This window comes from Thermus sp. CCB_US3_UF1, from assembly GCF_000236585.1.
Classification (GTDB): domain Bacteria; phylum Deinococcota; class Deinococci; order Deinococcales; family Thermaceae; genus Thermus.
Window position 1 is genome coordinate 1,411,618 of the sequence record NC_017278.1, and the last position, 25,608, is coordinate 1,437,225.

Annotated in this window: 25 protein-coding genes, 2 pseudogenes and 1 CRISPR repeat array; of the genes and pseudogenes, 16 read left to right on the forward strand and 11 right to left on the reverse strand. The window is 68.5% G+C overall.

The window, feature by feature from the left end; all coding sequences use genetic code 11:
- Window positions 1-3: 3 nt before the first annotated feature.
- A complete protein-coding gene (gene coaE / locus TCCBUS3UF1_RS07020; protein WP_014515821.1) occupies window positions 4-609 on the reverse strand; it encodes a dephospho-CoA kinase in 606 nt (201 codons plus the stop codon).
- Between coaE and TCCBUS3UF1_RS07025 the strand changes: the two genes are divergently transcribed.
- Window positions 589-1,884 (forward strand): HDIG domain-containing metalloprotein, encoded by a 1,296-nt coding sequence (locus TCCBUS3UF1_RS07025; RefSeq protein WP_014515822.1) that lies wholly within the window; start codon window positions 589-591, stop codon window positions 1,882-1,884. The genes coaE and TCCBUS3UF1_RS07025 overlap by 21 nt on opposite strands.
- Window positions 1,859-2,971 carry an AmmeMemoRadiSam system protein B gene (gene amrB / locus TCCBUS3UF1_RS07030; RefSeq protein ID WP_014515823.1) on the forward strand — a complete coding sequence of 371 codons (1,113 nt, stop codon included), beginning with the start codon at window positions 1,859-1,861 and terminating at the stop codon, window positions 2,969-2,971. Before TCCBUS3UF1_RS07025 ends, amrB begins: the two co-directional genes overlap by 26 nt.
- Window positions 2,972-3,032: 61 nt before the next feature.
- A CRISPR array of direct repeats spans window positions 3,033-3,968; the repeat unit is 36 nt; unit sequence GTCGCAATCCCCTTACGGGGAAGCCACTTTTGCAAC.
- Between the two features lie 420 nt (window positions 3,969-4,388).
- Here the strand turns inward: amrB and rnr are convergent.
- The 8 genes from rnr to aroE are packed head-to-tail and all read right to left on the reverse strand — an operon-like array spanning window position 4,389 to window position 13,773.
- A complete protein-coding gene (rnr, locus tag TCCBUS3UF1_RS07035; protein ID WP_014515824.1) occupies window positions 4,389-6,650 on the reverse strand; it encodes a ribonuclease R in 2,262 nt (753 codons plus the stop codon).
- Between the two features lies 1 nt (window position 6,651).
- Window positions 6,652-7,896, reverse strand: a complete 1,245-nt coding sequence (locus TCCBUS3UF1_RS07040; protein WP_014515825.1) for an aspartate aminotransferase family protein — start codon at window positions 7,894-7,896, stop codon at window positions 6,652-6,654.
- Between the two features lie 4 nt (window positions 7,897-7,900).
- Window positions 7,901-8,299, reverse strand: a complete 399-nt coding sequence (locus TCCBUS3UF1_RS07045) for a thioesterase family protein (RefSeq protein ID WP_014515826.1) — start codon at window positions 8,297-8,299, stop codon at window positions 7,901-7,903.
- The gene (locus TCCBUS3UF1_RS07050; RefSeq protein WP_014515827.1) at window positions 8,287-8,562 is read right to left on the reverse strand and encodes a ribosome-binding factor A; all 276 of its coding nucleotides are present in this window, start codon (window positions 8,560-8,562) and stop codon (window positions 8,287-8,289) included. Before TCCBUS3UF1_RS07050 ends, TCCBUS3UF1_RS07045 begins: the two co-directional genes overlap by 13 nt.
- 9 nt (window positions 8,563-8,571) lie before the next feature.
- Window positions 8,572-9,873: a phosphoglucosamine mutase gene (gene glmM / locus TCCBUS3UF1_RS07055; RefSeq protein ID WP_014515828.1), complete on the reverse strand. Its 1,302-nt coding sequence runs from the start codon at window positions 9,871-9,873 to the stop codon at window positions 8,572-8,574.
- Between the two features lie 24 nt (window positions 9,874-9,897).
- Window positions 9,898-12,399 carry a DNA polymerase I gene (polA, locus tag TCCBUS3UF1_RS07060; RefSeq protein WP_014515829.1) on the reverse strand — a complete coding sequence of 834 codons (2,502 nt, stop codon included), beginning with the start codon at window positions 12,397-12,399 and terminating at the stop codon, window positions 9,898-9,900.
- Between the two features lie 3 nt (window positions 12,400-12,402).
- The gene (locus TCCBUS3UF1_RS07065; protein WP_014515830.1) at window positions 12,403-12,975 is read right to left on the reverse strand and encodes a YigZ family protein; all 573 of its coding nucleotides are present in this window, start codon (window positions 12,973-12,975) and stop codon (window positions 12,403-12,405) included.
- A gap of 3 nt (window positions 12,976-12,978) precedes the next feature.
- On the reverse strand, window positions 12,979-13,773 hold the full coding sequence (aroE, locus tag TCCBUS3UF1_RS07070; protein ID WP_041434001.1) for a shikimate dehydrogenase: 795 nt from the start codon (window positions 13,771-13,773) through the stop codon (window positions 12,979-12,981).
- A gap of 53 nt (window positions 13,774-13,826) precedes the next feature.
- On the opposite strand from aroE, the gene TCCBUS3UF1_RS07075 reads away from it, so the two are divergent.
- The 11 genes and pseudogenes from TCCBUS3UF1_RS07075 to TCCBUS3UF1_RS07125 all read left to right on the forward strand — a co-directional run.
- Window positions 13,827-15,095 (forward strand): nodulation protein NfeD, encoded by a 1,269-nt coding sequence (locus tag TCCBUS3UF1_RS07075; protein ID WP_155983275.1) that lies wholly within the window; start codon window positions 13,827-13,829, stop codon window positions 15,093-15,095.
- 2 nt (window positions 15,096-15,097) lie between these two features.
- Complete coding sequence (floA, locus tag TCCBUS3UF1_RS07080; protein WP_014515833.1) at window positions 15,098-16,075, forward strand: flotillin-like protein FloA; 978 nt, start codon at window positions 15,098-15,100, stop codon at window positions 16,073-16,075.
- Window positions 16,072-16,470, forward strand: a complete 399-nt coding sequence (locus TCCBUS3UF1_RS07085; protein WP_014515834.1) for a hypothetical protein — start codon at window positions 16,072-16,074, stop codon at window positions 16,468-16,470. The genes floA and TCCBUS3UF1_RS07085 overlap by 4 nt, the downstream gene beginning before the upstream one ends.
- Window positions 16,434-17,429 (forward strand): PhoH family protein, encoded by a 996-nt coding sequence (locus TCCBUS3UF1_RS07090; RefSeq protein WP_014515835.1) that lies wholly within the window; start codon window positions 16,434-16,436, stop codon window positions 17,427-17,429. The genes TCCBUS3UF1_RS07085 and TCCBUS3UF1_RS07090 overlap by 37 nt, the downstream gene beginning before the upstream one ends.
- Window positions 17,407-17,826, forward strand: a complete 420-nt coding sequence (gene ybeY, locus TCCBUS3UF1_RS07095) for an rRNA maturation RNase YbeY (RefSeq protein WP_014515836.1) — start codon at window positions 17,407-17,409, stop codon at window positions 17,824-17,826. The genes TCCBUS3UF1_RS07090 and ybeY overlap by 23 nt, the downstream gene beginning before the upstream one ends.
- The gene (locus TCCBUS3UF1_RS07100) at window positions 17,781-18,179 is read left to right on the forward strand and encodes a diacylglycerol kinase (RefSeq protein ID WP_155983276.1); all 399 of its coding nucleotides are present in this window, start codon (window positions 17,781-17,783) and stop codon (window positions 18,177-18,179) included. The genes ybeY and TCCBUS3UF1_RS07100 overlap by 46 nt, the downstream gene beginning before the upstream one ends.
- 4 nt (window positions 18,180-18,183) lie before the next feature.
- Complete coding sequence (locus tag TCCBUS3UF1_RS07105) at window positions 18,184-18,546, forward strand: hypothetical protein (RefSeq protein ID WP_014515838.1); 363 nt, start codon at window positions 18,184-18,186, stop codon at window positions 18,544-18,546.
- A gap of 63 nt (window positions 18,547-18,609) precedes the next feature.
- Entirely contained in the window at window positions 18,610-19,080 is a 471-nt protein-coding gene (locus TCCBUS3UF1_RS07110) for a GreA/GreB family elongation factor (RefSeq protein ID WP_041433815.1), read from the forward strand.
- A 5-nt stretch (window positions 19,081-19,085) separates the two neighbouring features.
- On the forward strand, window positions 19,086-20,561 hold the full coding sequence (gene lysS / locus TCCBUS3UF1_RS07115) for a lysine--tRNA ligase (protein ID WP_014515840.1): 1,476 nt from the start codon (window positions 19,086-19,088) through the stop codon (window positions 20,559-20,561).
- A 1-nt stretch (window position 20,562) separates the two neighbouring features.
- Window positions 20,563-21,429: a cation diffusion facilitator family transporter gene (locus TCCBUS3UF1_RS07120; RefSeq protein WP_014515841.1), complete on the forward strand. Its 867-nt coding sequence runs from the start codon at window positions 20,563-20,565 to the stop codon at window positions 21,427-21,429.
- A 64-nt stretch (window positions 21,430-21,493) separates the two neighbouring features.
- A pseudogene (locus TCCBUS3UF1_RS07125) lies at window positions 21,494-22,807 on the forward strand (methylmalonyl-CoA mutase); the annotation flags it as partial.
- Here the strand turns inward: TCCBUS3UF1_RS07125 and TCCBUS3UF1_RS07130 are convergent.
- Window positions 22,793-23,884 (reverse strand): IS4 family transposase, encoded by a 1,092-nt coding sequence (locus tag TCCBUS3UF1_RS07130; RefSeq protein ID WP_014514485.1) that lies wholly within the window; start codon window positions 23,882-23,884, stop codon window positions 22,793-22,795. The pseudogene TCCBUS3UF1_RS07125 and the gene TCCBUS3UF1_RS07130 overlap by 15 nt on opposite strands.
- Before the next feature lie 87 nt (window positions 23,885-23,971).
- Here TCCBUS3UF1_RS07130 and TCCBUS3UF1_RS07135 point away from each other — a divergent pair.
- The 3 genes and pseudogenes from TCCBUS3UF1_RS07135 to TCCBUS3UF1_RS07145 all read left to right on the forward strand — a co-directional run.
- Window positions 23,972-24,337: pseudogene (locus tag TCCBUS3UF1_RS07135) on the forward strand (methylmalonyl-CoA mutase family protein); the annotation flags it as partial.
- Between the two features lie 18 nt (window positions 24,338-24,355).
- Complete coding sequence (locus TCCBUS3UF1_RS07140; RefSeq protein WP_041433817.1) at window positions 24,356-24,775, forward strand: cobalamin B12-binding domain-containing protein; 420 nt, start codon at window positions 24,356-24,358, stop codon at window positions 24,773-24,775.
- A gap of 11 nt (window positions 24,776-24,786) precedes the next feature.
- Entirely contained in the window at window positions 24,787-25,275 is a 489-nt protein-coding gene (locus TCCBUS3UF1_RS07145) for a PaaI family thioesterase (protein ID WP_014515845.1), read from the forward strand.
- Here TCCBUS3UF1_RS07145 and TCCBUS3UF1_RS07150 read toward each other — a convergent pair.
- The gene (locus tag TCCBUS3UF1_RS07150) at window positions 25,229-25,573 is read right to left on the reverse strand and encodes a hypothetical protein (protein ID WP_014515846.1); all 345 of its coding nucleotides are present in this window, start codon (window positions 25,571-25,573) and stop codon (window positions 25,229-25,231) included. The two genes, TCCBUS3UF1_RS07145 and TCCBUS3UF1_RS07150, sit on opposite strands and share 47 nt — an antisense overlap.
- Window positions 25,574-25,608: the final 35 nt, after the last annotated feature.

Genomic DNA, 25,608 nt, shown 5'->3' on the forward strand with positions numbered 1-25,608 from the left:
GCCCTACCTTACCCCAAACCGGGCCCGGATGTCGGAAAGGATCTCCCTTAGGCCGGCCTCGAGGTCCTCCAGGCTCCCCGTGTTCTCCAGGACCCAGGTGGCCCGCTTCCGCTTCTCCTCCTCGGGCATCTGGGCCCGCTCCCGGGCCAGGACCTCCTCCCGGGAAAGGCCCGAGCGGGCCATGGCCCGCTCCAGGCGCACCTCCAGGGGGGCGGCCACCAGGAGGGTCCCCGCCAGCCTCCCCTCCCACCCCTTTTCAAAGAGAAGGGGGATTTCCAGAAAGAGGAGGGGGGCCTCGAGGCGGGCCACCTCCTCCTCCAGGAGGCGGCGGATCTCGGGGTGGAGGACCGCCTCCAGGGCCTGTAGCCTCTTGGGGTCGGCGAAGACCTCCTGGGCCAGGGCCCTGCGGTCCAGCTCCTCCCCCCGGAAGGCCCCGGGGAAAAGGCGCTTCAGCTCCTCCTTCCGCCTCTCCCGCGCCCGTTCCGCCAGCCCATCCAGGTCCAGGACCGGGTAGCCCCAGGCCCGGAGGAAGCGGGCTACGGTGCTTTTGCCGCTGCCGATGTTCCCGGTGATGCCGATAATGATGGGGTGCTTCGCCTCATCGCCCATCTTGACTTCCCCTTTTATACCCCCAAGGGGGCCTACCCCGTGGGGGGCGCGGTGCGGGACCTTCTCCTCGGGCGGCGGCCCAAGGACCTGGACTTCGCCGCCCAAGACCCCTTGCGGGCCGCAGAGGAAGCCCAAAGGCGCCTGGGAGGAAGCCTTTTTCCCCTGGATGAGGCCCGGGGCCAGTACCGCCTGGTGGTGGGGAGCAGCACCCTGGACTTCGCCCCCGTGGAGGGCACCCTCGAGGAGGACCTGAGCCGGCGGGACTTCCGCCTCAACGCCCTGCTTTGGCGCCGGGGGCGGGTCTTCGGCCTGGCCGGGGTGGAGGAGGACCTGGCAAAACGCCTCCTCCGGCCCGTGGCCGAGGAAAACCTGTACCAGGACCACCTGCGGAGCCTTAGGGCCGTCCGCCTGGCGGCCACTTTGGGCCTGGGCCTGCCCCGGGCCACCCGGGAGGCCCTCCGCCGCCACGCCCGCTTTCTCCTTGCCCACCCCGAAGCCCTCCCCGCCCGGGAACGGGTGCGGGAGGAGCTGGCCCGCCTTCTCCTCTCCCCCCGGGCGGCCTGGGGGTTCCACACCTTAGGGGAAACCGGGCTCCTGGAGGTCTACCTGCCGGAACTCAAGCCCCTTTGGGGCCTGCACCAGGGCGGGGTGCACCACCTGGACGGCTGGCGGCACACCCTTTCCGTCCTCTTCCACCTGGGGTGGCTCTGGCCCGAAGCCCCCCTAAGGGCCCGCCTGGCCGCCCTCTACCACGATGTGGGCAAACCCCTGACCCGCCGCTTTGACCCCGAGGTGGGGCGGTTCCGCTTCCTGGGCCACGCCGAGGTGGGGGCGGAGGTGGCCCACGCCAGCCTCCTGTGGCTCCGCTTTCCCAAGGAGGTGGCCGAGGGGGTGCGGGAGCTGGTGCGCCGCCACATGGACCACCCCCCGGAAGAGGCCAGGGCCCTGCGCCGCTTTTACCTGCGGCGCAAGGGGCTTCTGCCCGACCTCCCCTACCTCATGGCCGCCGACCGCCTGGCCGCCCGGGGGGTGGAGGGGGAGGCCTGGACCCTTCTAGAGGACTACCAAGAGGCCCTGGCCGAACCCCTGCCCGAGCGCCCCCTCCTCTCCGGGGAGGAGGCCATGGCCCTCTTGGGGCTGAAGCCCGGGCCCGAGGTGGGCCAGGCCCTGGAGGCCCTCCTCCTGGCCCAGGCGGAAGGGCGGGTGCGGAACCGGGAGGAGGCGGCGGCTTTCCTCCTATATTGGAAAGGTGGAAGGGAAGCTACGGCTACGTGAACCCCAGATCGCCCGGGTGGAGGGGGGGTTCATCCTCACCGACCCTTACGGCGTCTTCCCGAAGCCCCTGGCCCTCACCGAGGGGGGGCTTTTCCTCCTCTCCCTGATGGAGGGGAGGACCCTGCGGGAGGTGCAGGAGGAGGTCTTCAGGGCCCATGGGGTCTTGGTGCCCATGGAGGAGCTGGAGGGCCTGGCCCGGGCCCTGGAGGAGGCGGGCCTTCTCCTCACCGAGGGGGTGGAGCAAAGGCTCAAGGAGGAGGAAGAAAAGCTCAAGCGGGAGCGGCCCATGCGCCTGGCGGGGATTTCCTACCCCGAAGGGGAGGGGGAAGCCCGGGCCTTTTTGGAAGCCTTCCGGGCCAGCTTCACCGGGGAAGGGGTAGGGGCCGAGGTCCTCCTCCTGCCCCACCTGGAGCCCAGCCGGGTGCCCGAGGCCTATGGGGCGGCCCTGGCGGCCCTGGAGAAGACCCCGCCCCCGGAACGGGTCTACCTGGTGGGGGTGGCCCACCGCCCCCTGAAGGAGCGGGCCGCGGCCCTGCCCGTGCCCTTCCAGACCCCCTTCGGCCCCGCCCTACCCGACCTGGAAGCCCTCCAGGCCCTGGACGCCCTCCTGCCCTTTGAGCTTTTCAATACCCCCCTGGCCTTCCGGGAGGAGCACAGCCTGGAACTGCCCCTTCTTTTCCTCAAGGGGGCCTACCCTGAAGCCCGGTTCCTTCCCCTTTTGGTGGGAAGGCGGAGCCCCGAGCTGGGGGAGGCCCTCAAGGTGGTCCTGCGGGACTACCCCGGGCTTTTGGTCCTGGCCGTGGACCTCTCCCACGTGGGGCCCCGCTTTGGGGACCCGCCCCTTTCCCGCTCCCTGGCCGAGGAGGCCCGGAAGCGGGACCTGGGCTTTCTGGAAGGGCTGGCCCAAGGGGAGCCCGAGGCAGCCCTGGCCCGCTTGGGGGCCAACCCCACCCGCCTAGACGCCACGGAGGTGGTGGCAAGCCTGGCCCCCCTCCTCAGGGGGCGCCGGGGGCAGGTGCTGGCCTACCGCCTGGACCTGGAAGCCGCCACCCTCTCCGCCGTGGGGGCGGGTACCCTGGCCTTCTAAAGGCCAGCCCCAAAACAAAAACAAACCGCGGCCCCCCAGGGGGCCGCTCTGCGTTTGGGGTACCGCAATCCCCTTACGGGGAAGCCACTTTTGCAACATCCGGTTCATCAGGCCGAGGGCCGCCACCATCCCGGAGCCGTCGCAATCCCCTTACGGGGAAGCCACTTTTGCAACCCATGAAGAAACTCAACTTGGCGGCCATCGTGTGTCGCAATCCCCTTACGGGGAAGCCACTTTTGCAACCCGGATGGTGGCTTCGCTACACCATCCAAAATGGAGGGGTCGCAATCCCCTTACGGGGAAGCCACTTTTGCAACGGCACGATACGCCCTCCTGCGGGGGGAGCGGGAGTGGTCGCAATCCCCTTACGGGGAAGCCACTTTTGCAACCCCGGTCCGACGGGGCATGTGGGCGAATACCACATCATGGTCGCAATCCCCTTACGGGGAAGCCACTTTTGCAACTAGTAGTGATGGTAGAGATAGGCAGGCGGATAAGGGAGCTGTCGCAATCCCCTTACGGGGAAGCCACTTTTGCAACCGGCGAGGTAAGGGTGGGGTCGTTTTCCGGCCCCACCGGCTAGTCGCAATCCCCTTACGGGGAAGCCACTTTTGCAACCGGCGCCTCCTCAAGGTCCCCCTTCCCCCCACGCGCTACGAGTCGCAATCCCCTTACGGGGAAGCCACTTTTGCAACAGGTAGGGGAGAAGGCCGGAAACCTGGAGGCTACGCCTGCCGTCGCAATCCCCTTACGGGGAAGCCACTTTTGCAACCTGTTCCACAGAAGAAGGGGGCCCCCGCTAAGGGGAAGGAGTCGCAATCCCCTTACGGGGAAGCCACTTTTGCAACTTGTCCACGCTCCTGAGCCTGGGATGGGGCCGGGGTGGGTCGCAATCCCCTTACGGGGAAGCCACTTTTGCAACCAAGGGCAAGCTGGGGTGGATCGTGAGAGGGAGGGCCTCGTCGCAATCCCCTTACGGGGAAGCCACTTTTGCAACGGTACCCCTCTCATAATCCCGTCCAGGACGGGGTTCTTAGAGGGGGGGTTTGTGAGAAAGATGAAGCTTGGAATATACACACGCCGTATAACGGGGGTTTTGCGGGGTTTGGGCCGTTGGCAAGCCGCAGGAGAAGGGGCCGATAAGAACTCTAAAGCGCATATTGCCCTTGGGTAAGGCAAGAACTGCTTGTCAAGATGCCCGCCTGGGCTTCCAGGCACCCCTATTCTACCACCTTACTGGAACGGTATACCAGGTACAAGTTTGCCCCTTCAGCTCCCTTTGGGACATCGCTTCGCTTTGGTAAAGCGAGAAAAGTGCCTGTTCCGTCAAAAAAGGCGTTTGGGTATAGCAACGAGCAAAAAGCAAAAGAAAAACCTCCTAGAGGCAAACTAGCAGGTTCAGGCGTAATTTTTCCGCTTAGCGCCGCCTGCGGCGCCGCTTAGGCCGGGTGGGCGCGGGCTCCGTCCGGCGCTCTTCCTTGGGCTGCCACTCCCCGAAGTACACGGTGTGCACCGTGGCCCGCTCCGGGCGGTCGTCCCGGTGTCGCTCCTTGGGCGGTCCTACCACCTTGCGCATGCCTACCTCCTTCCTCCCCCTCTTGGCGGGGGGTTGTTCCTTTGCGGGTCCCTCGGCGTAAGCGGGTTTTTCCTCTTCCCTGAAGGGCACAAAATCCACCTGCCGAAGCCTGGGGTTGGCCCCGGCCACCACCACCTCCAGCTCGTCCCCCAAGCGGATGCGCCGCCCCTTGGGGCCCAGAAGGGCCATGGCCTCCTCGCTGTAGGTGTAAGGCCCCAGGGCCTCGAGGCGCACCAGCCCCTCCACCCCGTTTTTCAGCATCACGAAAGCCCCAAAGCTGGCCACCCCCGTCACGTTGCCCGTGAAGCGCTGCCCCAGGTGCAGCTCGGCCCAGCGGGCCATGTAGTACTTGGTGAGCTCCCGCTCGGCGGCCTCGGCCTTGCGCTCCCTTTCGGAGGCGTGCTCGGCCACGCTGGGGAAAGTTTCCAGCCAGCGGGCCTTCTTGGCCGGGGTAAGGGTGCGCCTGAGGGCGGCCTTCAGCACCCGGTGCACCACCAGGTCTGGGTAGCGGCGGATGGGGCTGGTGAAGTGGAGGTAGTGCTCCATGGCCAGGCCGAAGTGGCCCAGGTTCTCGGCGGCGTAGCGGGCGAGGCGCAGGGAACGCAGGACCAACCCCGCCACCACCGGCTCCTCGGGCCGGCCCTTAGCCTCCAGCAACACCCCCTGCAGGGCCTTGGGGGAAAGCGCTTCCGGGAGGCTGTAGCCCAGCCGGGCCAGGGCCTGGCGGAGCTTGGCGTAGGCCTCCTCCAGGGGCTCCTCGTGCACGCGGAAGAGGGCGGGAAGGCCCTTCTTCACCAGATGTTCGGCCACGGCCCGGTTGGCAAGCAGCATGAGCTCCTCAATGAGGCTCCGGGCCCGGGGCTCCTGCTGGGGGATGAGGTGAAGGGTGCCGTCCTCCACCTCCACCTTCACCTCGGGGAAGCTGAAGTCTAGGGCCCCGGCCTCGAGGCGCTTTTGCCGCAGCCTGGCCGTGAGGTCCAGAAGGAGGGAGAGGTCCTCGGCCAAAAAGGCGTGCGCTTCGGGGAGGCCAAACCCCTCGGCGAAGGCCTCCACCTCGGTGTAGGTCAGGCGGGCCACGCTGCGGATGACCCCCTCAACGAAGCGCACCCGCTTCACCTTAAGGTCCTCCCCCAGCTCAAAGAGGGCGGAGAGCACCAGGCGGTCCTCCCCGGGCTTCAGGGAGCAGACGCCGTTGGAAAGGCGCTCGGGGAGCATGGGCAAGACCCTTCCCGGCAGGTAGACGCTGGTCCCCCGCAAGAAGGCCTCCTGGTCCAAGGGGCTTCCCTCCCGCACGTAGTGGGAAACGTCGGCGATGTGGACCCCTACGCGGAAGCCCTTGGGGAGGCGCTCAATGTGGATGGCGTCGTCAAAGTCCTTGGCGTCCACCCCGTCTATGGTGAAGACCCTAAGGGCGCGGAAGTCCTCCCGCCGCCCAAGCTCCTCCTCGGGGATTTCCAGGGGGATGGCCTCGGCCTCCTTCAGCACCTCCTCAGGGAAGGCGGCCCGCAGGCCGTACTTGGCGATGACCGCCTCGGTCTCCGTCTCCGGGGCCTCCCCCTTGCCCAGGTACTCCAGGAACTCCCCGTAGGGGCGCTTCCCGTAGTGGACCCGCACCAGGATGCGGCTTCCCCGCTCCAGGCCCTCCAGGCCCTCGGGAAGGAGCCTGAGCTCGGGCAGGCCGGGCTCGTCGGGGAGGAGGAGGGCGTAGCCCCGGCGGAAGTCCAGGGTGCCCACCACCCGTTCCCGGGCCCGCCGCACCACCCGCTCCACCGCGCCCCAGGGCCTCCCGTCCCGGCCTGGGGGCATGAGGCGGGCCTCCACCACGTCCTCGGGCCAGGCGTCTAGGGTGTAGCCCGGGGGGATGAAGAGGTCCCCCTCGGGGAGGCGTACGAAGCCGTACCCGTCCCGGTGGAGGCTGATGGGCCCCTGGACCTTGGCGGGGAGGAAGTACTGGCTCCCCTTTTTCTCCAGAAGGCCCTCCCGCACCAGGGCCTTCAGGTAGGCCTTGGCCTCCCGTTTCTCCAAGCCGAAGCGCCGGAGGATCTCCTCCAGGCGGTGGGGTTTGCCGGTCTTCTTGAAAAACTCCAGTAAGGTTTCCTGCATTCTATCCTAGAAGGCCTTCCAGGGCCTTCTCCGTGGCCTTCAGGCTTTCGGAGAAGGCGGAAAGGGCCTCGTCCGCGTGCTCCCGGCCAATGATCAGGGGGGGCTCGAGGCGCACCACCTTGGGGTTGTTGAGGCCAAAGGCGGTGATGACCCCCCTTTCGGCCAGCTCGGCCACCACCAGGGCCCCGATGTCGGCATCGGTGAACTCCACCCCCAGCATCAGCCCCCGGCCCCGCACCTCCTGGATGAGGGCGGGGTGCTCCCTTTGCAGGCCCTTCAGGCCCTCCATCAGGTAGCCCCCCACCTCCAGGGCCCGCTCGGGCAGGCGCTCCTCCAGGGTAACCTCAATGGCCGCCAGGGCCGCCGCCGCCGCCAGGGGGTTGCCGCCGAAGGTGGAGGAGTGGTAGAGGGGGTTGGTCTTGAAGACCTCAAAGATCTCCCGCCGGCCCACGCAGGCCCCGATGGGCATCACCCCGCCCCCCAGGGCCTTGGCCAGGGTCATGAGGTCGGGGGCCACCCCTTCCCAGTCCACGCCGAAAAGCTTCCCGGTGCGGCCCAGGCCGGTCTGCACCTCGTCGGCGATCATCAGGACGCCCCGCCTCCGGGTCAGCTCCCGCACCCCCCGGAGGTAGCCTTCCGGGGGCACCCGGATCCCCCCTTCCCCCTGGATGGGCTCCACGATCACCGCGGCGGTCTGGTCGTCTATGGCCGCCTCCAGGGCCTCGAGGTCCCCGTAGGGCACGGCCTTCACCCCGGGCAGGAGGGGCCGGGCGGGGTCCTGGTACTCGGGCTTGGGGGTAAGGGAAAGGGCCCCCATGGTCTTCCCGTGGAACCCCCCCTGGGTGGTGACGATCCCGGGCTTGCCCGTGTAGGCCCGGGCCAGCTTGATGGCCGCCTCCACCGCCTCGGCCCCGGAGTTGCCGAAGAAGACCATCTCCAGGCCCTCGGGGGTGATCTCGGCCAGCCTGGCCGCCAGCCGGGCCGTGGGCTCGGAGACCAGGACCCGGACGGACATGGGCATGCGGTCCAGCTGCCGCTTCACCGCCTCCACCACCTTGGGGTGGCGGTGGCCCAGGTTCAGGGTGCCGTAGAGGCCTAGGAAGTCCAGGTAGCGCTTGCCCGTGGTGTCCCAGACGTAGGGGCCTTCGGCGTGGGACTCCACCCGGTCCAGCCCCGTGAAGCGCAGAAGCCCAGCCAGCCCAGGGTTGACGTGGCGCTCAAAGAGGGTAAAGGGGTCCATGCCCACAATGCTACCCTAAGTGTAGCACGCTCAAGGCTCTGTAGAGGTCTTCCGGCATGCGCCCCGCCCGCCCCCCCACCTGGCAGAGGTGGCGGGTGCGCCCCTCGGCCAGAAGCACCCCCTCCCGCTCCACCCGGTAGGCGAAGCTCAGGTCCCGCCAGGAAAGCCCGGCTAGGCGGGTGCGCACCAGGACCTCCTCCCCGAAGCGGGCGGGGGCGCGGAAGGTGAGGGCCAGCTCCACCACGGGGAAGTACACCCCCCGGGCCTCCACGAGGTGGTAGGGCAGGCCCGCCTGCTCCAGGAAGTCCACCCGGGCGGCCTCGAGGTAGACGGGGTACACGGCGTGGTGGACCACCCCCATCTGGTCGGTTTCCGCGTAGCGGACCTTTATGCGGGTCAGGGTCTCCACGGCAGGAACTCCAGCTCAGGCAGGCGGCGCAGGCGCACCCGCCGGGCCAGGGCAGCAAGAAGCCGCCCCTTGGCGTGGCCCAGGGCCTGGAGGGCCTTCGCCTCCTCCTGGAAGGCCTCCACGTAGGCCGTGAGCACCCGGCCATCCGGGGAGAGGCGCACCGCCTCCACGGTGAGGAGGAAGAGCCTGGGGTCCTCCAGGCCCTGGATGGCCTCGGCCAGGGCCCGCTTTAGGCGTTCTTCCAGGTGGGCCCTTCCGTACATGCCCCAAGCTTACTCCCGGTCCAGGGCCGCCACCAGGTGGGCCAGCTCCTGGGCCAGGGCCTCGGCCCCCTCCTCGGCCTCCACCATGACCCGCACCACGGGCTCGGTGCCCGAGGGGCGGACGTTGACCCGGCCCCTTCCCCCAAGCCGGGCCTCCGCCTCCTCCAGGGCCTCCTTCAGCCGGGGGTGGGCCATGACCTTGGCCTTGTCGGCCACGCGCACGTTGAGGAGGACCTGGGGAAACATGGGCAGGGCCTGGTACCAGTCGGCCAGGTCCCCCCCCAGGGCCTTCAGGGCCTTGAGGGTGAGGAGGGCGGTGAGGAGGCCGTCCCCGGTGGTGTGGTGGCGGCGGAAGATCACGTGCCCCGAGGGCTCCCCGCCCAGGGAAAGGTCCTGCGCCTTGAGGGTTTCCAGGACGTACCGGTCCCCCACCGCCGCCCGGTGGAAGGCGATGCCCCGTTCCTTCAGGGCCACCTCGAGGCCCATGTTGCTCATCACCGTCCCCACCACGCCCCGCTCCCCGTAGGCCAAAGCGGCCAGGTAGAGGATATGGTCCCCATGGAAGAGGCGGCCCTTGCGGTCCAGGAACTGCACCCGGTCCCCGTCCCCGTCAAAGGCGATGCCCAGGTCCAGGCCCAGCTCCACCACAAAGCGGGCCAGGGCCTCAGGATGGGTGGAGCCGCACCCCTTGTTGATGTTCCGCCCGTCCGGGGTGTTGAAGAAGGCCATGACCTCGGCCCCCGCCCGCTGGAAGAGCTTGGGGCCCAGGCGGTAGGTGGCCCCGTGGGCCAGGTCCAGCCCCAGGCGCAGGCCCGTGAGGTCGGGGGCGTGGGCCAGGAGGAAGTCCAGGTACATGCGCTCGGCCTCGCGGAAATCCCCCACGGTGCCGATGCCCCGGGTGGGGTGGGCCTCCTCCAAGAGGGCCTCCACCTCCGCCTCGGCCTCGTCGGGGAGCTTCTCCCCCGTGGGGCCGAAGAACTTGATGCCGTTGTCCTGGTAGGGGTTGTGGCTGGCGGAGATCATGGCCCCGGCGGTGGCCCCCAGGGCCTTGGTGAGGTAGGCCACCCCGGGGGTGGGCAGGACCCCCAGGTGCTCCACCCGCACCCCTTGGGAGAGGAGGCCCGCCGCCAGGGCCGCTTCCAGGAGGTCCGAGGACTCGCGGGTGTCCTTGGCCAGGAGGACCACGGGCCTAGCCTCCTGCTTGCGGAAGTAGGCCCCCGCCGCCTGGCCCAGTTTCAGGACGAACTCTGGGGTGAGGGGGGGCTTCCCCGCCTCCCCCCGCACCCCGTCGGTGCCGAAGTAGCGCCTCATCCGCCGCACTATACCAGGCCAGCCCTAGCCCTTGGCGGCAAGCCAGTCCTCCCCTATCCCCACCTCCACCTCGAGGGGCACGGCCAGGGGCCAGACCCCCTCCATCACCTCCCGGGCCAGGCGGGCCACCTCCTCGGCCCGCTCCTTGGGGGCCTCCAAGAGGAGCTCGTCGTGGACCTGAAGGAGCATCCGGGCCCCCACCCCTGGCAGCAGGGGGAAGAGCCTCACCATGGCCAGCTTCATCAGGTCGGCGGCGGTGCCCTGCACGGGCATGTTGAAGGCCATGCGCTCCGCTGCCTCCCGCACGCTCTTCACCCGGGCGTTGAGGTCGGGGACGTAGCGCCTTCGGCCAAAAAGGGTTTCCACGTACCCGCGCCTCCGCCCTTCCTCCAGGGTCTTTTCAATCCAGGCCCGCACCTTGGGGTAGCTTTGGAAGTAGCGCTCAATGAAGGCCACCGCCTCCTCGTAGGGGATGGCCAGCTCCCCGGAAAGGCGGTGGGCGGACATGCCGTAGAGAACCCCGAAGTTGATGGTCTTGGCCGCCCGGCGCATGAGGGGGTCCACGGCCTCGGGGGGCACGCCGAACATCCAGCTGGCCGTCTGGGTGTGGATGTCCCGCCCCTCCTGGAAGACCCGGATCAGGTTCTCGTCCCCCGAGAGGTGGGCCAGGACCCTCAGCTCAATCTGGCTGTAGTCCAGGGCCACCAGGACCCAGCCCTCCTCGGCCACGAAGGCCCGGCGGATCCGCTGCCCCAAGGGGGTGCGCACGGGGATGTTCTGCAGGTTGGGGTCGGAGCTGGAAAGCCGCCCCGTGGCCGTGGCCGTCTGGTTGAAGCGGGTGTGCAGGCGGCCCGTCCTGGGGTGGACCAGGGCGGGGAGGGGGTCAATGTAGGTGCTCTTGAGCTTGGTGAGCTCCCGGTACTCCAGGATGCGGGCCACGATGGGGTGGGCCTCCCGCAAAAGCTCCAGGACCTGGGCGCTGGTGGAGCGCTTCCCCGTCTTCTCGGTCTTGCCGATGGCGGGGAGGCCCAGCTCGTCAAAGAGCACCTTTTCCAGTTGGTCGCGGGAGTTCAGGTTGAAGGGGTGGCCCGCCAGGCGGAAGACCTCCTCCTCCAGGCGGCGCACCTCCCCCTCCACCTCTAGGGCCAGGGCCTGCAGGTAGGCCACGTCCAGCCGGACCCCCGTGGCCTCCATCCGGGCCAGGACCCGGGAAAGGGGCTTTTCCACCTCCTCGTAAAGCCAGCGGAGCCTCTCCTCCCCCTCGAGGCGGGCCCAGAGGGCGGCCTGGAGCCTTTCGGCAAGGAGGGCCCGCTCCCCGGCCTCCTCCGCCCACTCCCCCCCGTAGCGGCGGGCCACCCCCTCGGGGGAGGTGTTGGAGGGGTCCAGGAGGTAGGCGAGGAGCATGGGGTCGTCCCCCGGGGGGATCTCCAGCCCCTCCCGCAGGGCCAACACCGCCAGGTCCTTGGCCAAAAGCCCCCGCACCTCCCCCAGGGCCCTCAGCCCCGCCAGGGCCTCCGGGGCCCGGTGGACCCGGCCCTCCTGGGCGGCGGCCAGGGCCAGGAGGTCGGCCCACATGGGCTCGGGGCGGGAAAGCACATAGCCCACGAACGCCCCTGGGGGCGGGGGCCAGGGGGCCTCCTCCGCGGCCTTGGGGCCTTCCAGGAGGCCGAACTCGTGGAGGAGGCTGCCGAACTCCAGCCGCTCCAAAAAGGCCCTAAGCCCCTCCCGGTCGGGCTCCCGCCGCCCGGCGAAGTCCACCTCTAGGGGCAGGTCGGTGCGCACCCGGGCAAGGTCCTGGGATAGCCTTAGGTCCTCCAGGTGGGCCTGGATCTTCTCCCGGATGGAGGGGGGCTTGACCCGGTCCAGGTTCTTAAGGAGGTTTTCCAGGCTTCCCCACTCCTGGAGGAGTTTGGCCGCGGTCTTCTCCCCGATGCCCTTGACCCCGGGGAGGTTGTCGGAAGGGTCGCCGGAGAGGGCGCGGTAGTCCACCCATTGCTCGGGGCGTAGACCGTACTTTTCCCAAAGCCACTGGGGGGTGATGGTGTGGCCTTCGGGGTGCAGGATGGAAACCCGCTCGGAAAGGAGCTGGTAGAGGTCCCGGTCGGCGGTGAGGATGCGCACCTCGTACCCCTCCCCCTCGGCCCGCCTGGCCAGGGTGGCCAGGACGTCGTCGGCCTCGTACCCGGGGACCTCGAGGCGCACCAGGCCCAGGAGGTCCACCAGCTCCTTGATGAGGGAAAGCTGCCGGGGAAAGTCCTCCGGGGTGGGGGCCCGCCCCGCCTTGTAGGCCCCGTAGGCCTGGTGGCGGAAGGAGGGGGCCTTGGCGTCAAAGACCACGATAACCCCATCCCCGTCCCCCTTAACCTCTTTGAGGGCCTTGAGGAGGGCCTTGGCGAAGCCATAAACCCCCTGCACCGGCTCCCCGCGGCTGGTGGTGAGGCCCTTAAGGGCGAAGAAGGTGCGGTAGGCCAGGTGGTGGCCGTCCACCAGGAGGATCCGGCCCTTGGGCGCGAAAAGGGGCAGCATCCCTCACATTCTACGGGCCTGGCCGCGGGTGGCCTCCCCCACGGCCCGCACCAGGGCCTCGGCCTGGGAATGGGGGACGAGGAAGGTGAGGAGCACCCCTTCGGGGGCGTAGGCCTCCGCCACCTCTAGGCCCCGCAGCACCCCGTAGGCCCGGCCCACCTGGGCAAAGGGCACCAGGAGGCGCACGGCCACCCGCTCCACCAGGGGCACCTTGGGGGCCTGCCGCAAGGCCTCCGCCGCCACCCCGGCGTAGGCCCGCACCAGCCCCCCGGCCCCCAGCTTGACCCCGCCGAAGTAGCGCACCACCAGGACCGCCACCCGGTCCAGGCTCTGGGCCTCTATGGCCTGCAGGACGGGCCGGCCCGCGGTGCCCGCGGGCTCGCCGTCGTCGCTAAAGCGGCTTCGAGGACCCAGCTTGTAGGCGTAGACGTTGTGGGTGGCCTCCGGCTTTCGGTGCCTTTGCAGGAAGGCCAGGGCCTCCTCCTCCGAGGCCACGGGGGCCACCTTGGCCAGGAAGCGGCTTTTCTGGATCAGCTTCTGGACCTCCCAAGGGGCGGCCAGGGTGAAGCGGGCCACGGCCTAGTCCTCCCCCAGGGCCTTCAGGGCCACCCGCTCCATCCCGGCAGCGTCGGGCAGGAGGCCGGTCCAGATGCGGAAGGCCAGGGCCCCCTGCCAGGCCAGCATGGGAAGCCCGGTCTGGACCTTCAGGCCCCGGGCCCTGGCCTCCCTGAGGAAGCGGGTCCACAAGGGGCGGTAGACCAGGTCCACCGCCGCCCCCTCCTGGGGGAAGAGCTCCGGGGGCAGGGGGGTGGCCTCGGGGTCTCCGAGGCCCACGGAGGTGGCGTTCACCAGGAGGCGGGCCTCTGGGGCCCGCTCCAGGGGGACCGCCTCCAGGCCAAGGGCTTCCGCCAGGGCCTGGGCCCTCTCCGGGGTGCGGTTCCAGACCCAGACCCTTAGCCCCGCCCCCTTGAGGGCGTAGGCCACGGCCCGGGCCGCCCCCCCCGCCCCCAGGACCAGGGCGGGGCCAACCAGGGGGATGCCCCCGGCCCGGAGGGCGGCCAGGAACCCTGGGGCGTCGGTGTTGAAGCCGAAGAGCCTGCCCTCCAGGGAGAGCACGGTGTTCACCGCCCCCATGGCCCGGGCCTCCGGGGCCACCCAGTCCAGAAGGGGCAGGGCCGCCTCCTTGAGGGGCAGGGTGAGGTTCACCCCGCGGAAGCCCTGCCGTACCTGGGCAAGCCGCTCGGGAAGGGCCTCCAAGGGGGTTTCCCAGGCCTCGTACCGCCCGGGAAGCCCCAGGCTCTCCAGGGCGTAGCGGTGCATGGCGGGGGAAAGGGAGTGGGCCACGGGATGGCCCAGCACGGCCAGGCGCAGCATCCTTTCCAGGATACCGTGCCCTAAGCCCCTCTTCCCCGGCAAAGCCTTATAGAATGAGGGCGGTGAAAAGGCTCCTCGCCCTCTGGTTCCTCCTGGCCCTGGCCTGGGGCAAGACCTACCTGGTCCCCATCCAGGGGGAGATTGACCCGGCCCTGGCGGTCTTTGTGGAACAGGCCCTCTCCCGGGCAGAACGGGAAGGGGCGAGCGCCGTGGCCTTCCTCATAGATACCCCGGGGGGCCGGGTGGACGCCGCCATCCGCATCTCCGACCGCATCCTCCAGACCCCCTTGCCCACCCTGGCCGTGGTGCAAAACGCCTTCTCCGCCGGGGCCCTGATTGCCCTTTCCTGCCGCCAGATCGCCATGCTGCCCGGCTCGGAGATCGGGGCGGCCCTGCCCGTGGTGGCCCCGCCCCTGGGCCAGCCCCAGGCGGCGGACCAGAAGGTGATCTCCGCCCTCAAGGGCAAGTTCCGCGCGGTGGCCGAGGCCCGGGGGCGGCCCGTGGAGCTGGCCGAGGCCATGGTGGACCCGGCCAAGGAGATCCCCGGCCTCTCGGCCAAGGGGGAGCCCCTCACCCTCTCCGCGGACAAGGCGGTGGAGCTCAAGGTGGCGGACTTCCGCGCGGCCAGCCTGCCCGAGGCCCTGCGCCAGGCGGGCCTGAGCCCGGAGACGGAGCGCCTCGAGCCCGGCCCCCGGGTCCAGGTGGCCCGTTTCCTCACCAGCTCCACCGTGGCCGGCCTCCTCCTGGCCCTGGGGCTTCTCCTCTTGCTCCTGGAGCTCTTCACCCCCGGCTTTGGGGTCATGGGGGCCCTGGGCTTGGCCTTCTTGGCCCTCTACTTCGCTGGGGGTTGGCTGGCGGGGCTTTCTGGGGCCTTTGAGCTCCTCCTCTTCTTCCTGGGGGTGGCCCTCCTGCTGGCCGAGGCCTTCCTCTTCCCCGGCTTCGGCCTGGCCGGGGCCCTGGGGGTGGGGGCCATCCTGGCCTCGGTCTACTTCACCTTTGGGGAGAACGCCCTGGTGGTGATCGCCATCGCGGTGATCGCCCTGGGCCTAGGGCTTCTTCTCGTTTTCCGCTTCCTGCCCAGGACCCGCCCGGCCAGGGCCTTGGTGCTGGAGAGCGCCATCTCCGAGCACGCCACGGAGGAGGCGGTGGCCGTGGGTTCGGTGGGCACCGCCCTCACCGACCTGAGGCCGGGGGGCGTGGCCCGCTTTGGCGGGCGGCGCGTGGACGTGGTGGCCAACCGGGGCTTCATCCCCAAGGGCACCCCCATCCGGGTGGTGGAGGTGCGGGGGCCCACGGTGCTGGTGGAGGCATTGGAGGAATAGGTATGGAAGGACTCGGTGTGCTCTTTTTGGCCTTTATCGTTCTCATCCTGGTGTTTCTCTTCTTCAGCTTCATCCCCGTGGGCCTGTGGATCTCCGCCTGGGCCGCGGGGGTGCGGGTACCCCTCCTGACCCTGGTGGCCATGCGCCTAAGGCGCGTCCCCCCGGCCAGGATCATCTACCCCCTCATCAAGGCCACCAAGGCCGGGCTGGACGTGCGGCTGGACCGCCTCGAGGCCCACTACCTGGCGGGGGGGAATGTGGACCGGGTGGTGGACGCCCTGATCGCCGCCGACAAGGCGGGCATCAAGCTCACCTTTGACCGGGCGGCGGCCATTGACCTGGCGGGGCGGGACGTGCTGGAAGCGGTGCGGGTTTCCGTGAACCCCAAGGTGATCCAGACCCCCATGGTGGCCGCGGTGGCCAAGGACGGGATCCAGCTTTTGGCCACGGCCCGGGTGACGGTGCGGGCCAACATCGACCGCCTGGTGGGCGGGGCCGGGGAGGAGACCATCATCGCCCGGGTAGGCGAGGGCATCGTGACCACCATCGGCTCCGCCCTCTCCCACAAGGAAGTGCTGGAAAACCCCGACCGCATCTCCAAAACGGTCCTGGAAAAGGGGCTGGACGCGGGCACCGCCTTTGAGATCCTTTCCGTGGACATCGCCGACGTGGACGTGGGCAAGAACATCGGGGCCCAGCTGCAGATCGACCAGGCGGAGGCCGACAAGAAGATCGCCCAGGCCAAGGCGGAGGAACGCCGGGCCATGGCCGTGGCCGCGGAGCAGGAAAACCGGGCCCTGGTGGAGGCCATGCGGGCCAAGCTGGTGGAGGCCCAGGCCCAGGTGCCCCTGGCCCTGGCCGAGGCCCTGCGGGAGGGGAACCTGGGGGTTATGGACTACTACCGCCTGAAGAACATCGAGGCCGACACGGACATGCGGGAGTCCATCAGCCGGGCGGCCAAGCCCGAGGGTGAGGAATGAGCCTGGACGACCTCCTGGGCCTCCTCTTCCTCCTCTTCTTCATCGTGATCCCCGCCCTTCAGGGCCTGACGCGGAAACCCCCCCCTGTCCCCCCGGGCTTCCCCGAGGACCTGCCCCCCCCCGAGGCCCCGCCCCGCCCCCGGCCCAAGGCCCGGCCCAAAGCCAAGCCCAAACCCGCCCCACCCCCTCCCCCACCCGCCCCAGGCCGGGAGGGGGATAGCCTGGAGCGGCTGCCAAGCCCAGAGCGGACCCCCCTCGAGGTCCGCTTCCGGGAAACGCCTCCCGAGGAAGCCCCTCCCAAGGCCCGGCGCAAGGGGCTGGTCCAAACAGACCGGGAAGGCCTCCTGAAAGGGGTGATATGGCACGAAATCCTGAAGAAGCCCAAAGGCTGGTAATCCCCCTGAAGCCCGAGGAAACCCTGGCCTTTTTGGGCCAGGCCGACCGCAACCTAAAAAAGCTCCGCAGCCTCCTGCGCGAGGCCTTTGGCGAAGGCCTGAAGCTGGTGGTGCGGGGGGAGGCGGTGGAGCTTTCCGGGGACAAGGAGGCGGTGGCGGTGGCGGAAAGGGCCATCCGCGACCTCTTGGCCCTCCTGCGCCAGGGGGCGGAGCTGGACGAGCCCACCCTGGAGCAGGCGGTGGGCCTGGCCCTCCAGGGGGAGGGGCTGTACCGGGCCACCACCCCGGAGACGGAGCTGGCCTTGCCCGGGCGGCTCCGCCCCAAGACCCCGGGGCAGAGGCGGTACGTGGAGGCCATCGCCGCCCACGACATCACCTTCGGCGTGGGCCCGGCGGGCACGGGCAAGACCTACCTGGCGGTGGCCATGGCCGTGAGCCACCTGCGCGCCCGCAAGGTGAAGCGCATCGTCCTCACCCGGCCCGCGGTGGAGGCGGGGGAGAAGCTGGGCTTCTTGCCCGGGGACATCCAGGCCAAGGTGGACCCCTACCTACGCCCCCTTTACGACGCCCTCTTTGACATGATCGACGCCGAGCGCTTTGAGCAGTACCTGCAGTCGGGCATCATCGAGGTGGCCCCCCTGGCCTTCATGCGGGGGCGGACCCTGAACGACGCCTTCATCATCCTGGATGAGGCCCAGAACACCACCCCGGAGCAGATGAAGATGTTCCTGACCCGCATGGGCTTCTCCTCCAAGATGGTCATCACCGGGGACGTGACCCAGATCGACCTGCCCAAGCACCAGAAATCCGGCCTCATTGAGGCCACAAGGATCCTCAAGGGCATTGAGGGGATCGCCTTCATCTACTTCAAGGAGTCGGACGTGGTGCGCCACCCCCTGGTGGCCCGCATCATCAAGGCCTACGAGGACGCCGAGCGTGGTGGAGATCGTAGCCAATAAGAGGCCCCCCCGGGGCCTAAGGCCCAGGCTCCGCCGGGCCCTCGCCGCCCTCATGGGCGAGCTCGGGGTGGGGGACAAGGCGGTCACGGTGATCCTCACGGGGGACCGCCGCCTTAGGGCCCTCAAGCGGGCCTGGTGGGGGGAGGACGAGGCCACGGACGTCCTCTCCTTCCCCCACTACGAGCCCGGGGACCCCTTCATCCCCCCCCACCTGGGGGACATCTGGATCAGCCTGGACACGGCCAAGAAGCAGGCGGAGGCCCGGGGGGCCTCCTTGGAGGAGGAGGTCCTGGTCTTGGCCGCCCACGGCCTCTTCCACCTCCTGGGCCACGACCACCAGAAGGAGGAGGATTGGGCCGGGTTCCACCGCGTCCAAGAGAGGATCCTCACCCTCTAAAGGGGGTGGTCCGCTCCTTCGGCTACGCCTGGGAAGGGGTGGTCTACGCCTGGCGGGTGCAGCGCAACTTCCGCCTCGAGGTCTACCTGGGCCTCCTGGCCCTGGGCCTCAGCCTTTGGCTTGGGGTGAGCCCGGTGCCCGTCCTCCTCCTCATCGCCCTGGTCCTTTCCCTGGAGCTCCTCAACACCGCCCTCGAGGCCCTAACCGACCTGGCGAGCCCCGTCTACCATCCCCTGGCCAAGCGGGCCAAGGACACCGCCGCAGCCGCCGTGCTCCTGGCCAGCCTCCTGGCCCTCCTGGTGGGCCTATACCTCTTCCTCCCCCCCCTGCTGGGCCGCCTTGGGCTAAGCTAGGGGCATGGACCACGAAGAACGGGAGATGATCCTGGAGCTCTTTCCAGGCACCTCCCCTGACCTCCTTCCCCTCGGGGAAATCCTCTACTACCGGGATGGGGAGGGCCGGGTGGTCATCCTGGAAAAGGGCCCCCCGGAACTCCGCCTGGAGCTGGAACCCCTCCCCGGCTCGGCCACCACCCCCCAGGTGTGCGAGGCTTGCCGCCGCCACCTTTCGGGAAGCGCCCTGGGCTTCTTCCGCCACCCCGTGGGGGGAAGGGCCCACCACCTCCGCTACCTGGTGCTCTGCCTGGACACCGCCTCCTGCGCCAGCCATGCCGAACCCGAACGTTTGAGGGAAATCCTCCTTCGGGGTATACTCACCTGAGAAGGGGGCCCTTGGGCCAAGGAGGTCGGCGTTGGCCGGCCTCCATGACTTACGAGGTGAGCTATGGCGCGCGAAGTGAAGCTGACCAAGGCCGGGTACGAACGGCTCATGAAGCAGCTGGAGCAGGAGCGGGAACGGCTGCAGCAGGCCACCCAGATCCTGCAGGAGCTCATGGAGTCCTCCGACGATTACGACGACTCGGGCCTGGAGGCAGCCAAGCAGGAAAAGGCCCGGATTGAGGCCCGGATTGACTCCCTGGAAGACGTCCTCTCCCGGGCGGTCATCCTGGAAGAGGCCACGGGCGAGGTCATCGGCCTGGGCTCGGTGGTGGAGCTGGAGGACCCCGTCACTGGGGAGCGCCTCTCCGTCCAGGTGGTCTCCCCGGCAGAGGCCAGCGTCCTGGAAGTCCCCATGAAGATCTCTGACGCCTCCCCCATGGGCAAGGCCCTCCTCGGCCACCGGGTGGGGGATGTCTTGTCCTTGGAAACCCCCAAGGGCAAGAAGGAATTCCGCGTGGTGGCCGTGCACGGTTAGCCTCCATGAACGAGCAGACGCGCCAACGTCTCCTGAACCTGGAAGCCCTGGTGGAAGAGGGCTTTGAGCCCTACCCCTACCGTTTCCCCAAAAGCCATAGCGCCCAGGAGATCCTCGCGGCCAAGGCCGGGGCCCCCCCGGAAACGGAATGGGCGGAGGAGGTGGCCCTGGCCGGGCGGATCGTGGCCCTCAGGCGCATGGGCAAGGTCACCTTCGCCCACCTCCTGGACGAGAGCGGCCGGATCCAGCTCTATTTCCAGAAGGACCTCACCCCCCGGTACGAGCTTCTAAAAAAGCTGGACGTGGGGGACATCCTGGGGGTCAAGGGCCCGGTGTTCACCACCAAAACCGGGGAGGTCACGGTCAAGGTCCTGTCCTGGACCCCCCTGGTAAAGGGCCTCCACCCCCTGCCCGACAAGTGGCACGGCATCAAGGACAAGGAGGTGCGCTACCGCCAGCGCTACCTGGACCTCATCGTCAACCCCGAGGTGCGGGAGGTCTTCCGCCGGCGCACCGCCATGGTGCGCTACATCCGCCGCTTCTTTGAGGAGCGGGGGTTTTTGGAGGTGGAGACGCCCATCCTCCAGCCCACCACGGGGGGAGCGGAGGCCCGGCCCTTCAAAACCTTTCACAACGCCCTGGACCACGAGTTCTACCTGCGCATCTCCTTGGAGCTTTACCTCAAGCGGCTCCTGGTGGGCGGGTTTGAGAAGGTCTTTGAGATCGGGCGCAACTTCCGCAACGAGGGCATTGATCACAACCACAACCCCGAGTTCACCATGCTGGAGGCCTACTGGGCCTACGCCGACTACCAGGACATGGCGGCGCTGGTGGAGGAGCTCCTTTCGGGTTTGGTCCTCCACCTCTTCGGCACCTACCAGGTGCCCTACCAGGGGCGGATCGTGGACTTCACCCCGCCCTTTAGGCGCATCTCCTTCGTGGAGGCCCTGAAGGAAAAGGCCGGCCTCTCCTTTGACCCCCTGGACCTCGAGCGCCTCCGCCTCTTCGCCGACGCCCACCACCCAGAGCTTTCCGGAGTGCCCAGCTACAAGCTCCTGGACAAGCTCTTTGGCCTCTACGTGGAACCCGAGCTCTGGAACCCCACCTTCGTCCTGGACTTCCCCCTGGCCATCAGCCCCCTGGCCAAGCGGCACCGGGAGAAGCCGGGCCTCACCGAGCGCTGGGACCTCTACGCTGCCGGGATGGAGCTGGCCCCGGCCTACTCCGAGCTCAACGACCCCCTGGACCAGCGGGAACGCTTCCTGGAACAGGCCAAGCGCCGCCGGGAGGGGGACGAGGAGGCCCCAGAGCCCGACGAGGACTTCCTCCTGGCCCTGGAGTACGGCATGCCCCCCGCCGCAGGCCTGGGCCTGGGCCTGGACCGCCTGGCCATGATCCTCACCGACCAGCCCTCCTTGCGGGATGTCCTCCTCTTCCCCCTCCTCAAGCCCAAGCGGGAGCTGGCGGAAGAAGAGGCCTAGGGTGGCAGCCCAAGCGGCCCGCCTGAGCCTTGGGGTGGCCCTCCTGGTCCTGGGGCTCAAGACCCTGGCCTACCTCCTCACGGGCTCCGTGGCCCTCCTCTCCGATGCCCTGGAGTCCACGGTGAACGTGGCCGCGGCCCTGGCGGCCCTGGCGGCCATCCGCTACGCCCAAAAGCCCCCGGACGACACCCACCCCTTCGGCCACTCCAAGGCCGAGTACTTTTCCGCGGTGCTGGAAGGGGTCCTGGTGGTGCTGGCCGCCCTCCTCATCGCCAAGGAAGCCCTGCCCAAGCTCCTCCGCCCTACCCCCCTGGAGGGCCTGGGCCCTGGTCTTCTGGTCAGCCTCCTGGCCTCGGGGGCGAACGGCCTCCTGGCCTACCACCTCATCCGGGAGGGGCGCCGCCACCGCTCCCCCGCCCTCACCGCCGACGGGTACCACGTCCTCTCCGACGTCCTGACCTCCGCAGGGGTCCTCCTGGGGATAGGCCTGGCCTGGCTCACGGGGTTCTGGGCCCTGGACCCCCTTTTGGCCCTGCTGGTGGCGGGGAACATCCTCCTCATGGGCTTCCGCCTGGTGCGCCACTCCGTGGGGGGGCTGATGGACGAGGGGCTTTCCCCAGAGGAGGTAGAGGGGATCCGGCGGGTGATCCAGGAGCGGCTTTCCGGGAGGGCCCTCGAGGTCCACGACCTCAAGACCCGCCGGGCCGGCCCCCGGACCTTCCTGGAGTTCCACCTGGTGGTCCCGGGGAGGATGAGCGTGGAGGAGGCCCACCGCCTCTGCGACGAGCTGGAAGGGGACCTGGAAAAGGCCTTCCCTGGCCTGGTGGTCACCATCCACGTGGAGCCGGAAAGCGAGCGCCAGCGCTGAACGGGGTATAACGCTCTTTTCCTCCCCCGCAAAAAAGCGTACACTGGGGACAAAGGGAGGGTCCATGCGCAAGAAGCACGACTGGCTCAGGGAGACGTACCGGAAGAGCCTGGAGAAGATGCCCGAAAGGCCCGTAGCCCACCGCACCCTTTCGGACATCGCCCCCGAACCCCTCTACACCCCCGAGGACATCGGGGTGCTGGACCCCGAGTACGAGGAGAAGCGGGGCTACCCGGGGGAGTACCCCTACACCCGGGGGGTCTACGGCTCCATGTACCGGTCCAAGCTCTGGACCATGCGCATGTTCGCCGGCTTCGGCACCGCCGAGCAGACCAACGAGCGCTTCAAAAAGCTCCTCAAGGCGGGCCAGACCGGGCTTTCCGTGGCCTTTGACCTCCCCACCCTCATGGGCTACGACTCCGACCACCCCCTTTCCAAGGGGGAGGTGGGCAAGTGCGGGGTAGCCGTCTCCAGCCTGGCGGACATGGAGGTCCTCTTTGACGGCATCAACCTGGAAGAGGTCACCACCTCCATGACCATCAATAGCCCCGCCAACGCCATCTGGGCCATGTACCTGGCGGTGGCCAAGAAACGGGGCTACGACTGGAAAAAACTGGGGGGCACCATCCAGAACGATATCCTCAAGGAGTTCATCGCCCAGAAGGAGTTCATCTTCCCCCCCGAGCCCAGCGTGAAGCTGGTCATCGACACCTTTGAATGGGGGCCCAAGAACGTTCCCAAGTGGAACTTCATCTCCGTCTCCGGCTACCACATCCGCGAGGCGGGGAGCACCGCGGTGCAGGAGCTGGCCTGGACCCTGGCGGATGGCTTTGAGTACGTGGAGGCCGCCCTCAAACGGGGCCTGGACGTGGACGAGTTCGCCCCCCGGATCAGCTTCTTCTTTGACGTGCACAACGATTTCTTTGAGGAGATCGCCAAGTTCCGCGCCGCCAGGCGCATCTGGGCCAAGGAGATGCGCCACCGCTACGGGGCCAAGAACCCGCAAAGCTGGATGCTCCGCACCCACGCCCAGACGGCGGGGGTTTCCCTCACCGCCCAACAACCTCTCAACAACATCGCCCGGGTGGCCATCCAGGCCCTGGCCGCGGTGCTAGGGGGCACCAACAGCCTGCACACCGACGCCTACGACGAGGCCCTGGCCCTGCCCACCGAGGAAAGCGCCACCATCGCCCTCAGGACGCAGCAGATCATCGCCTACGAAACCGGGGTCACCCACACCATTGACCCCCTGGCGGGGAGCTACTACGTGGAGTGGCTCACCGACGAGATGGAGCGCCAGGCCATGGCCATCATCGAGGAGATCCGCCGCATGGGTGGGGTGGTGCGGGCAATTGAGGAGGGGCTATGTACACGTCAAAACCTCCATAGGGCATAACCCCAAGGGACTTCCGCGCCTTCCTCCCCCTGCACCCCAGAGGGCAAGCGCCCAAAGGGTGAGCAGGTCCAGCCCCGCCCGGAAGAGGCTCTGTCCCAGCCTCCCGTGCTTCTTGGGCCTCACCGGACGCACCCGGTGCAGCACAAGCCCCGTCCGAAACGCCCACACGAAGGCCAGGCTCAAGGGGACCAAAAGCCGCGAAAGCCTCTCCCCCCGCGTCACGTGCGTGGCCTCCAGGTCAAATCCCCGCCCCTTCAGGGCCCCAAAGAGCCGCTCTATCCCCCACCTGAGCCCGTACACCTCCAGCACCCGGTGAGGGTCCAGGTCCGTAGCCACAATCAGCCACTCCCGGACCCCAAGGCGCAACCCCACCACCCACATGCGCCGCCCGTAGACCCAGTACCGCCGCCTGGGCACCCGGCTCTCTCCCACCTTCAGGGAGGCAAAGAGCTCCCAGGCCCGAGGGCCCGAGCCCAACCGCCACATCCGGGTGTTGGCCTTGATTCGGATGCACCGGGGGATGCCCTTCTCCTCCAGGTACCGGAACCACGCCTCCCCTATGAACTCCCGATCCGCCAGGAACCCCTCCACCCGGAGGTGGGGGAAGTGGGCCCTCAGGAAAGCCAAGGCCCTCTCCATCAGGGCGATGCGTTCGGGGGTGGAGGAGTTGCCGTCGTGGGGAAGGAAGCTCCAGAACAGGGGGACGGCCAGGCCTTGGTACAGGAAGGCCAGCATCAGGAGGTTGACCTTGCTCTTCCCCAGCTCCCACTCGGTCCGGTCCATGACCAGGAGGAGCCCTTGGGGTCGGAGGAGGGCGAAGATGAAGCGGGCATAGCCCTCCCCGTCCAGCCCCGGCCAGGCCAAGAACCGCTGGAACCTTCGGTAGGCGGAGCGGGGGTCAGGGCTGGCTATGGAGCCGAGGGAAAGAGCGAGTCTGGGGCCGCTTGTGGTGCGGGCGGTGACCAGAGCCATCACCAGGGCGGCCAGGAAGGTGAGGCGCCTGAGGTCGGCCTTCCAGTATCGCTTCAAGGCGTTGATGAGTGGGGTAAGCTGTTCCATGGGGACCACCTCCTATGGGTACCTGCCCATCCACGTGGGCGCAGGTCCATCCTAAAGGGGTGGTCCCACGTTTTGACGTGTACTGAGGAGGAGGGGTACTTCCTCCGGGAATTGGCCGAGGCCAGCTACCGCTACCAGCAGGAGGTGGAGCGCAAGGAGCGGATCATCGTGGGGGTGAACGCCTTCACCGACGAGATCCCCCTAAAAGTGCCTATCCAGCTGGTGGACCCAGAGGTGGAGCGGGTACAGGCGGAGCGCCTGGCCCGGGTGCGCCGGGAGCGGGACCCCAAGCGGGTGGAGGAGGCCCTCTCCGGCCTGCGCCGGGCAGCGGTGGAGGGGCAGAACACCATGCCCCACTTCGTGGAATGCGCCCTGGCCTACTGCACCCTGGGGGAGATGATGGACGTCTTGCGGGAAGTGTACGGGACCTACCAGGAACCAGCTTACGTCTGATCTGAATAGAATCGGGATATGGACAGGCGCATACGGGTGCTCATCGCTAAACCTGGGTTGGACGGCCACGACCGGGGGGCCAAGGTGGTGGCCCGGGCCCTAAGGGATGCGGGCATGGAGGTCATCTACACCGGGCTACGCCAGACCCCGGAGATGATCGTGTCCGCCGCCATCCAGGAGGATGTGGACGCCATCGGGCTTTCCATCCTCTCCGGGGCCCACATGCACTACTTCCGGGAGGTCAAGCGCCTCCTGGAAGAGCAGGGTGCCTCCGACATCCTCCTCTTCGGGGGGGGCATCATCCCCGACGAGGACGTGCCCAAGCTGAAGGACCTGGGGGTGGCCGCGGTCTTCGGCCCGGGGACCAGCACCCAGGAGATCGTGGACTTCCTCAAAGGGGCCGTCCCCGAGCGCTGGCGGGCCCAGGGGCTGGCCTAGGGGCTCCTCCCATGAAGGCCATCCAGCTCTACTACCCCCCCGCGTGGGCCCACTGCTACGGCTGCGGCTACCTCAACCCCATGGGCCTGCACCTGAAGACCTACTGGGACCCAAAGCGGAAGGAAAGCCAGACCCGGTTTACCCCCAGCCCCCACCACACCGCCATCCCCGGCTTTGTCTACGGGGGGCTTTTGGCCTCCTTGGTGGATTGCCACGCCACCGCCACCGCCGCCGCCGCCAAGGCGGATGCGGAGGGGATCTCCTTGGAGGAAAACCCCTTGCGCTTCGTCACCGCCAGCCTCAAGGTGGACTACCTCAAGCCCACTCCCTTGGGCCCGGAGCTCCTCCTCCTCGGGCGGGCCAAGGAGGTCAAGGGCAAAAAGGTGGTGGTGGAGGCGGAGCTCTACGCCCAAGGAACCCTCACCGTGCGGGGGGAGGCGGTGCTGGTGCAGATCAGCGAGGGTTTTGGTCAAGGAGGAAGCGCTCCAGGCGGCGGATAATCCCAGAAAGCGCCTCCGCCCGGGGGGAAGCCATCAGGACCAGCTCCAACCAGGCTTCCTCCAGGGTCCCTTTCACCTCCGCCCAGGCTTCCTTGGGAAAAGCCTGGCCCACCAGCAGGGCCTGCAGCTGGTCCCGCAGCTCCTGGTTCTCCTTCTTGAGGTAGCCCAGCTGCTGGCGCAGGTGGAAAACCTCCAGCTCTAGTTCCCGCAGCCGTGCCCTCAGGGGGCTTTCCTCCCAGTGCTTGCGGGCCAGCTCCTGCTGGATGCGGCGCTCCAACTCGTCATCCCAATGAAGCATGGTTCCAGCCTAGGCCTCCCCCAGGGAAAGCCGCG

Excerpts from the sequence above, each read along its gene's own strand:
- coaE (WP_014515821.1), bottom strand. The coding sequence starts at position 609 with ATGGGCGATGAGGCGAAGCACCCCATCATTATCGGCATCACCGGGAAC.
- rnr (WP_014515824.1), bottom strand. The coding sequence starts at position 6,650 with ATGCAGGAAACCTTACTGGAGTTTTTCAAGAAGACCGGCAAACCCCAC.
- TCCBUS3UF1_RS07050 (WP_014515827.1), bottom strand. The coding sequence starts at position 8,562 with ATGTACGGAAGGGCCCACCTGGAAGAACGCCTAAAGCGGGCCCTGGCC.
- glmM (WP_014515828.1), bottom strand. The coding sequence starts at position 9,873 with ATGAGGCGCTACTTCGGCACCGACGGGGTGCGGGGGGAGGCGGGGAAG.
- polA (WP_014515829.1), bottom strand. The coding sequence starts at position 12,399 with ATGCTGCCCCTTTTCGCGCCCAAGGGCCGGATCCTCCTGGTGGACGGC.
- aroE (WP_041434001.1), bottom strand. The coding sequence starts at position 13,773 with ATGCTGCGCCTGGCCGTGCTGGGCCATCCCGTGGCCCACTCCCTTTCC.
- TCCBUS3UF1_RS07075 (WP_155983275.1), top strand. The coding sequence starts at position 13,827 with ATGAGGGCGGTGAAAAGGCTCCTCGCCCTCTGGTTCCTCCTGGCCCTG.
- floA (WP_014515833.1), top strand. The coding sequence starts at position 15,098 with ATGGAAGGACTCGGTGTGCTCTTTTTGGCCTTTATCGTTCTCATCCTG.
- TCCBUS3UF1_RS07085 (WP_014515834.1), top strand. The coding sequence starts at position 16,072 with ATGAGCCTGGACGACCTCCTGGGCCTCCTCTTCCTCCTCTTCTTCATC.
- TCCBUS3UF1_RS07090 (WP_014515835.1), top strand. The coding sequence starts at position 16,434 with ATGGCACGAAATCCTGAAGAAGCCCAAAGGCTGGTAATCCCCCTGAAG.
- TCCBUS3UF1_RS07105 (WP_014515838.1), top strand. The coding sequence starts at position 18,184 with ATGGACCACGAAGAACGGGAGATGATCCTGGAGCTCTTTCCAGGCACC.
- TCCBUS3UF1_RS07110 (WP_041433815.1), top strand. The coding sequence starts at position 18,610 with ATGGCGCGCGAAGTGAAGCTGACCAAGGCCGGGTACGAACGGCTCATG.
- lysS (WP_014515840.1), top strand. The coding sequence starts at position 19,086 with ATGAACGAGCAGACGCGCCAACGTCTCCTGAACCTGGAAGCCCTGGTG.
- TCCBUS3UF1_RS07130 (WP_014514485.1), bottom strand. The coding sequence starts at position 23,884 with ATGGAACAGCTTACCCCACTCATCAACGCCTTGAAGCGATACTGGAAG.
- TCCBUS3UF1_RS07140 (WP_041433817.1), top strand. The coding sequence starts at position 24,356 with ATGGACAGGCGCATACGGGTGCTCATCGCTAAACCTGGGTTGGACGGC.
- TCCBUS3UF1_RS07145 (WP_014515845.1), top strand. The coding sequence starts at position 24,787 with ATGAAGGCCATCCAGCTCTACTACCCCCCCGCGTGGGCCCACTGCTAC.
- TCCBUS3UF1_RS07150 (WP_014515846.1), bottom strand. The coding sequence starts at position 25,573 with ATGCTTCATTGGGATGACGAGTTGGAGCGCCGCATCCAGCAGGAGCTG.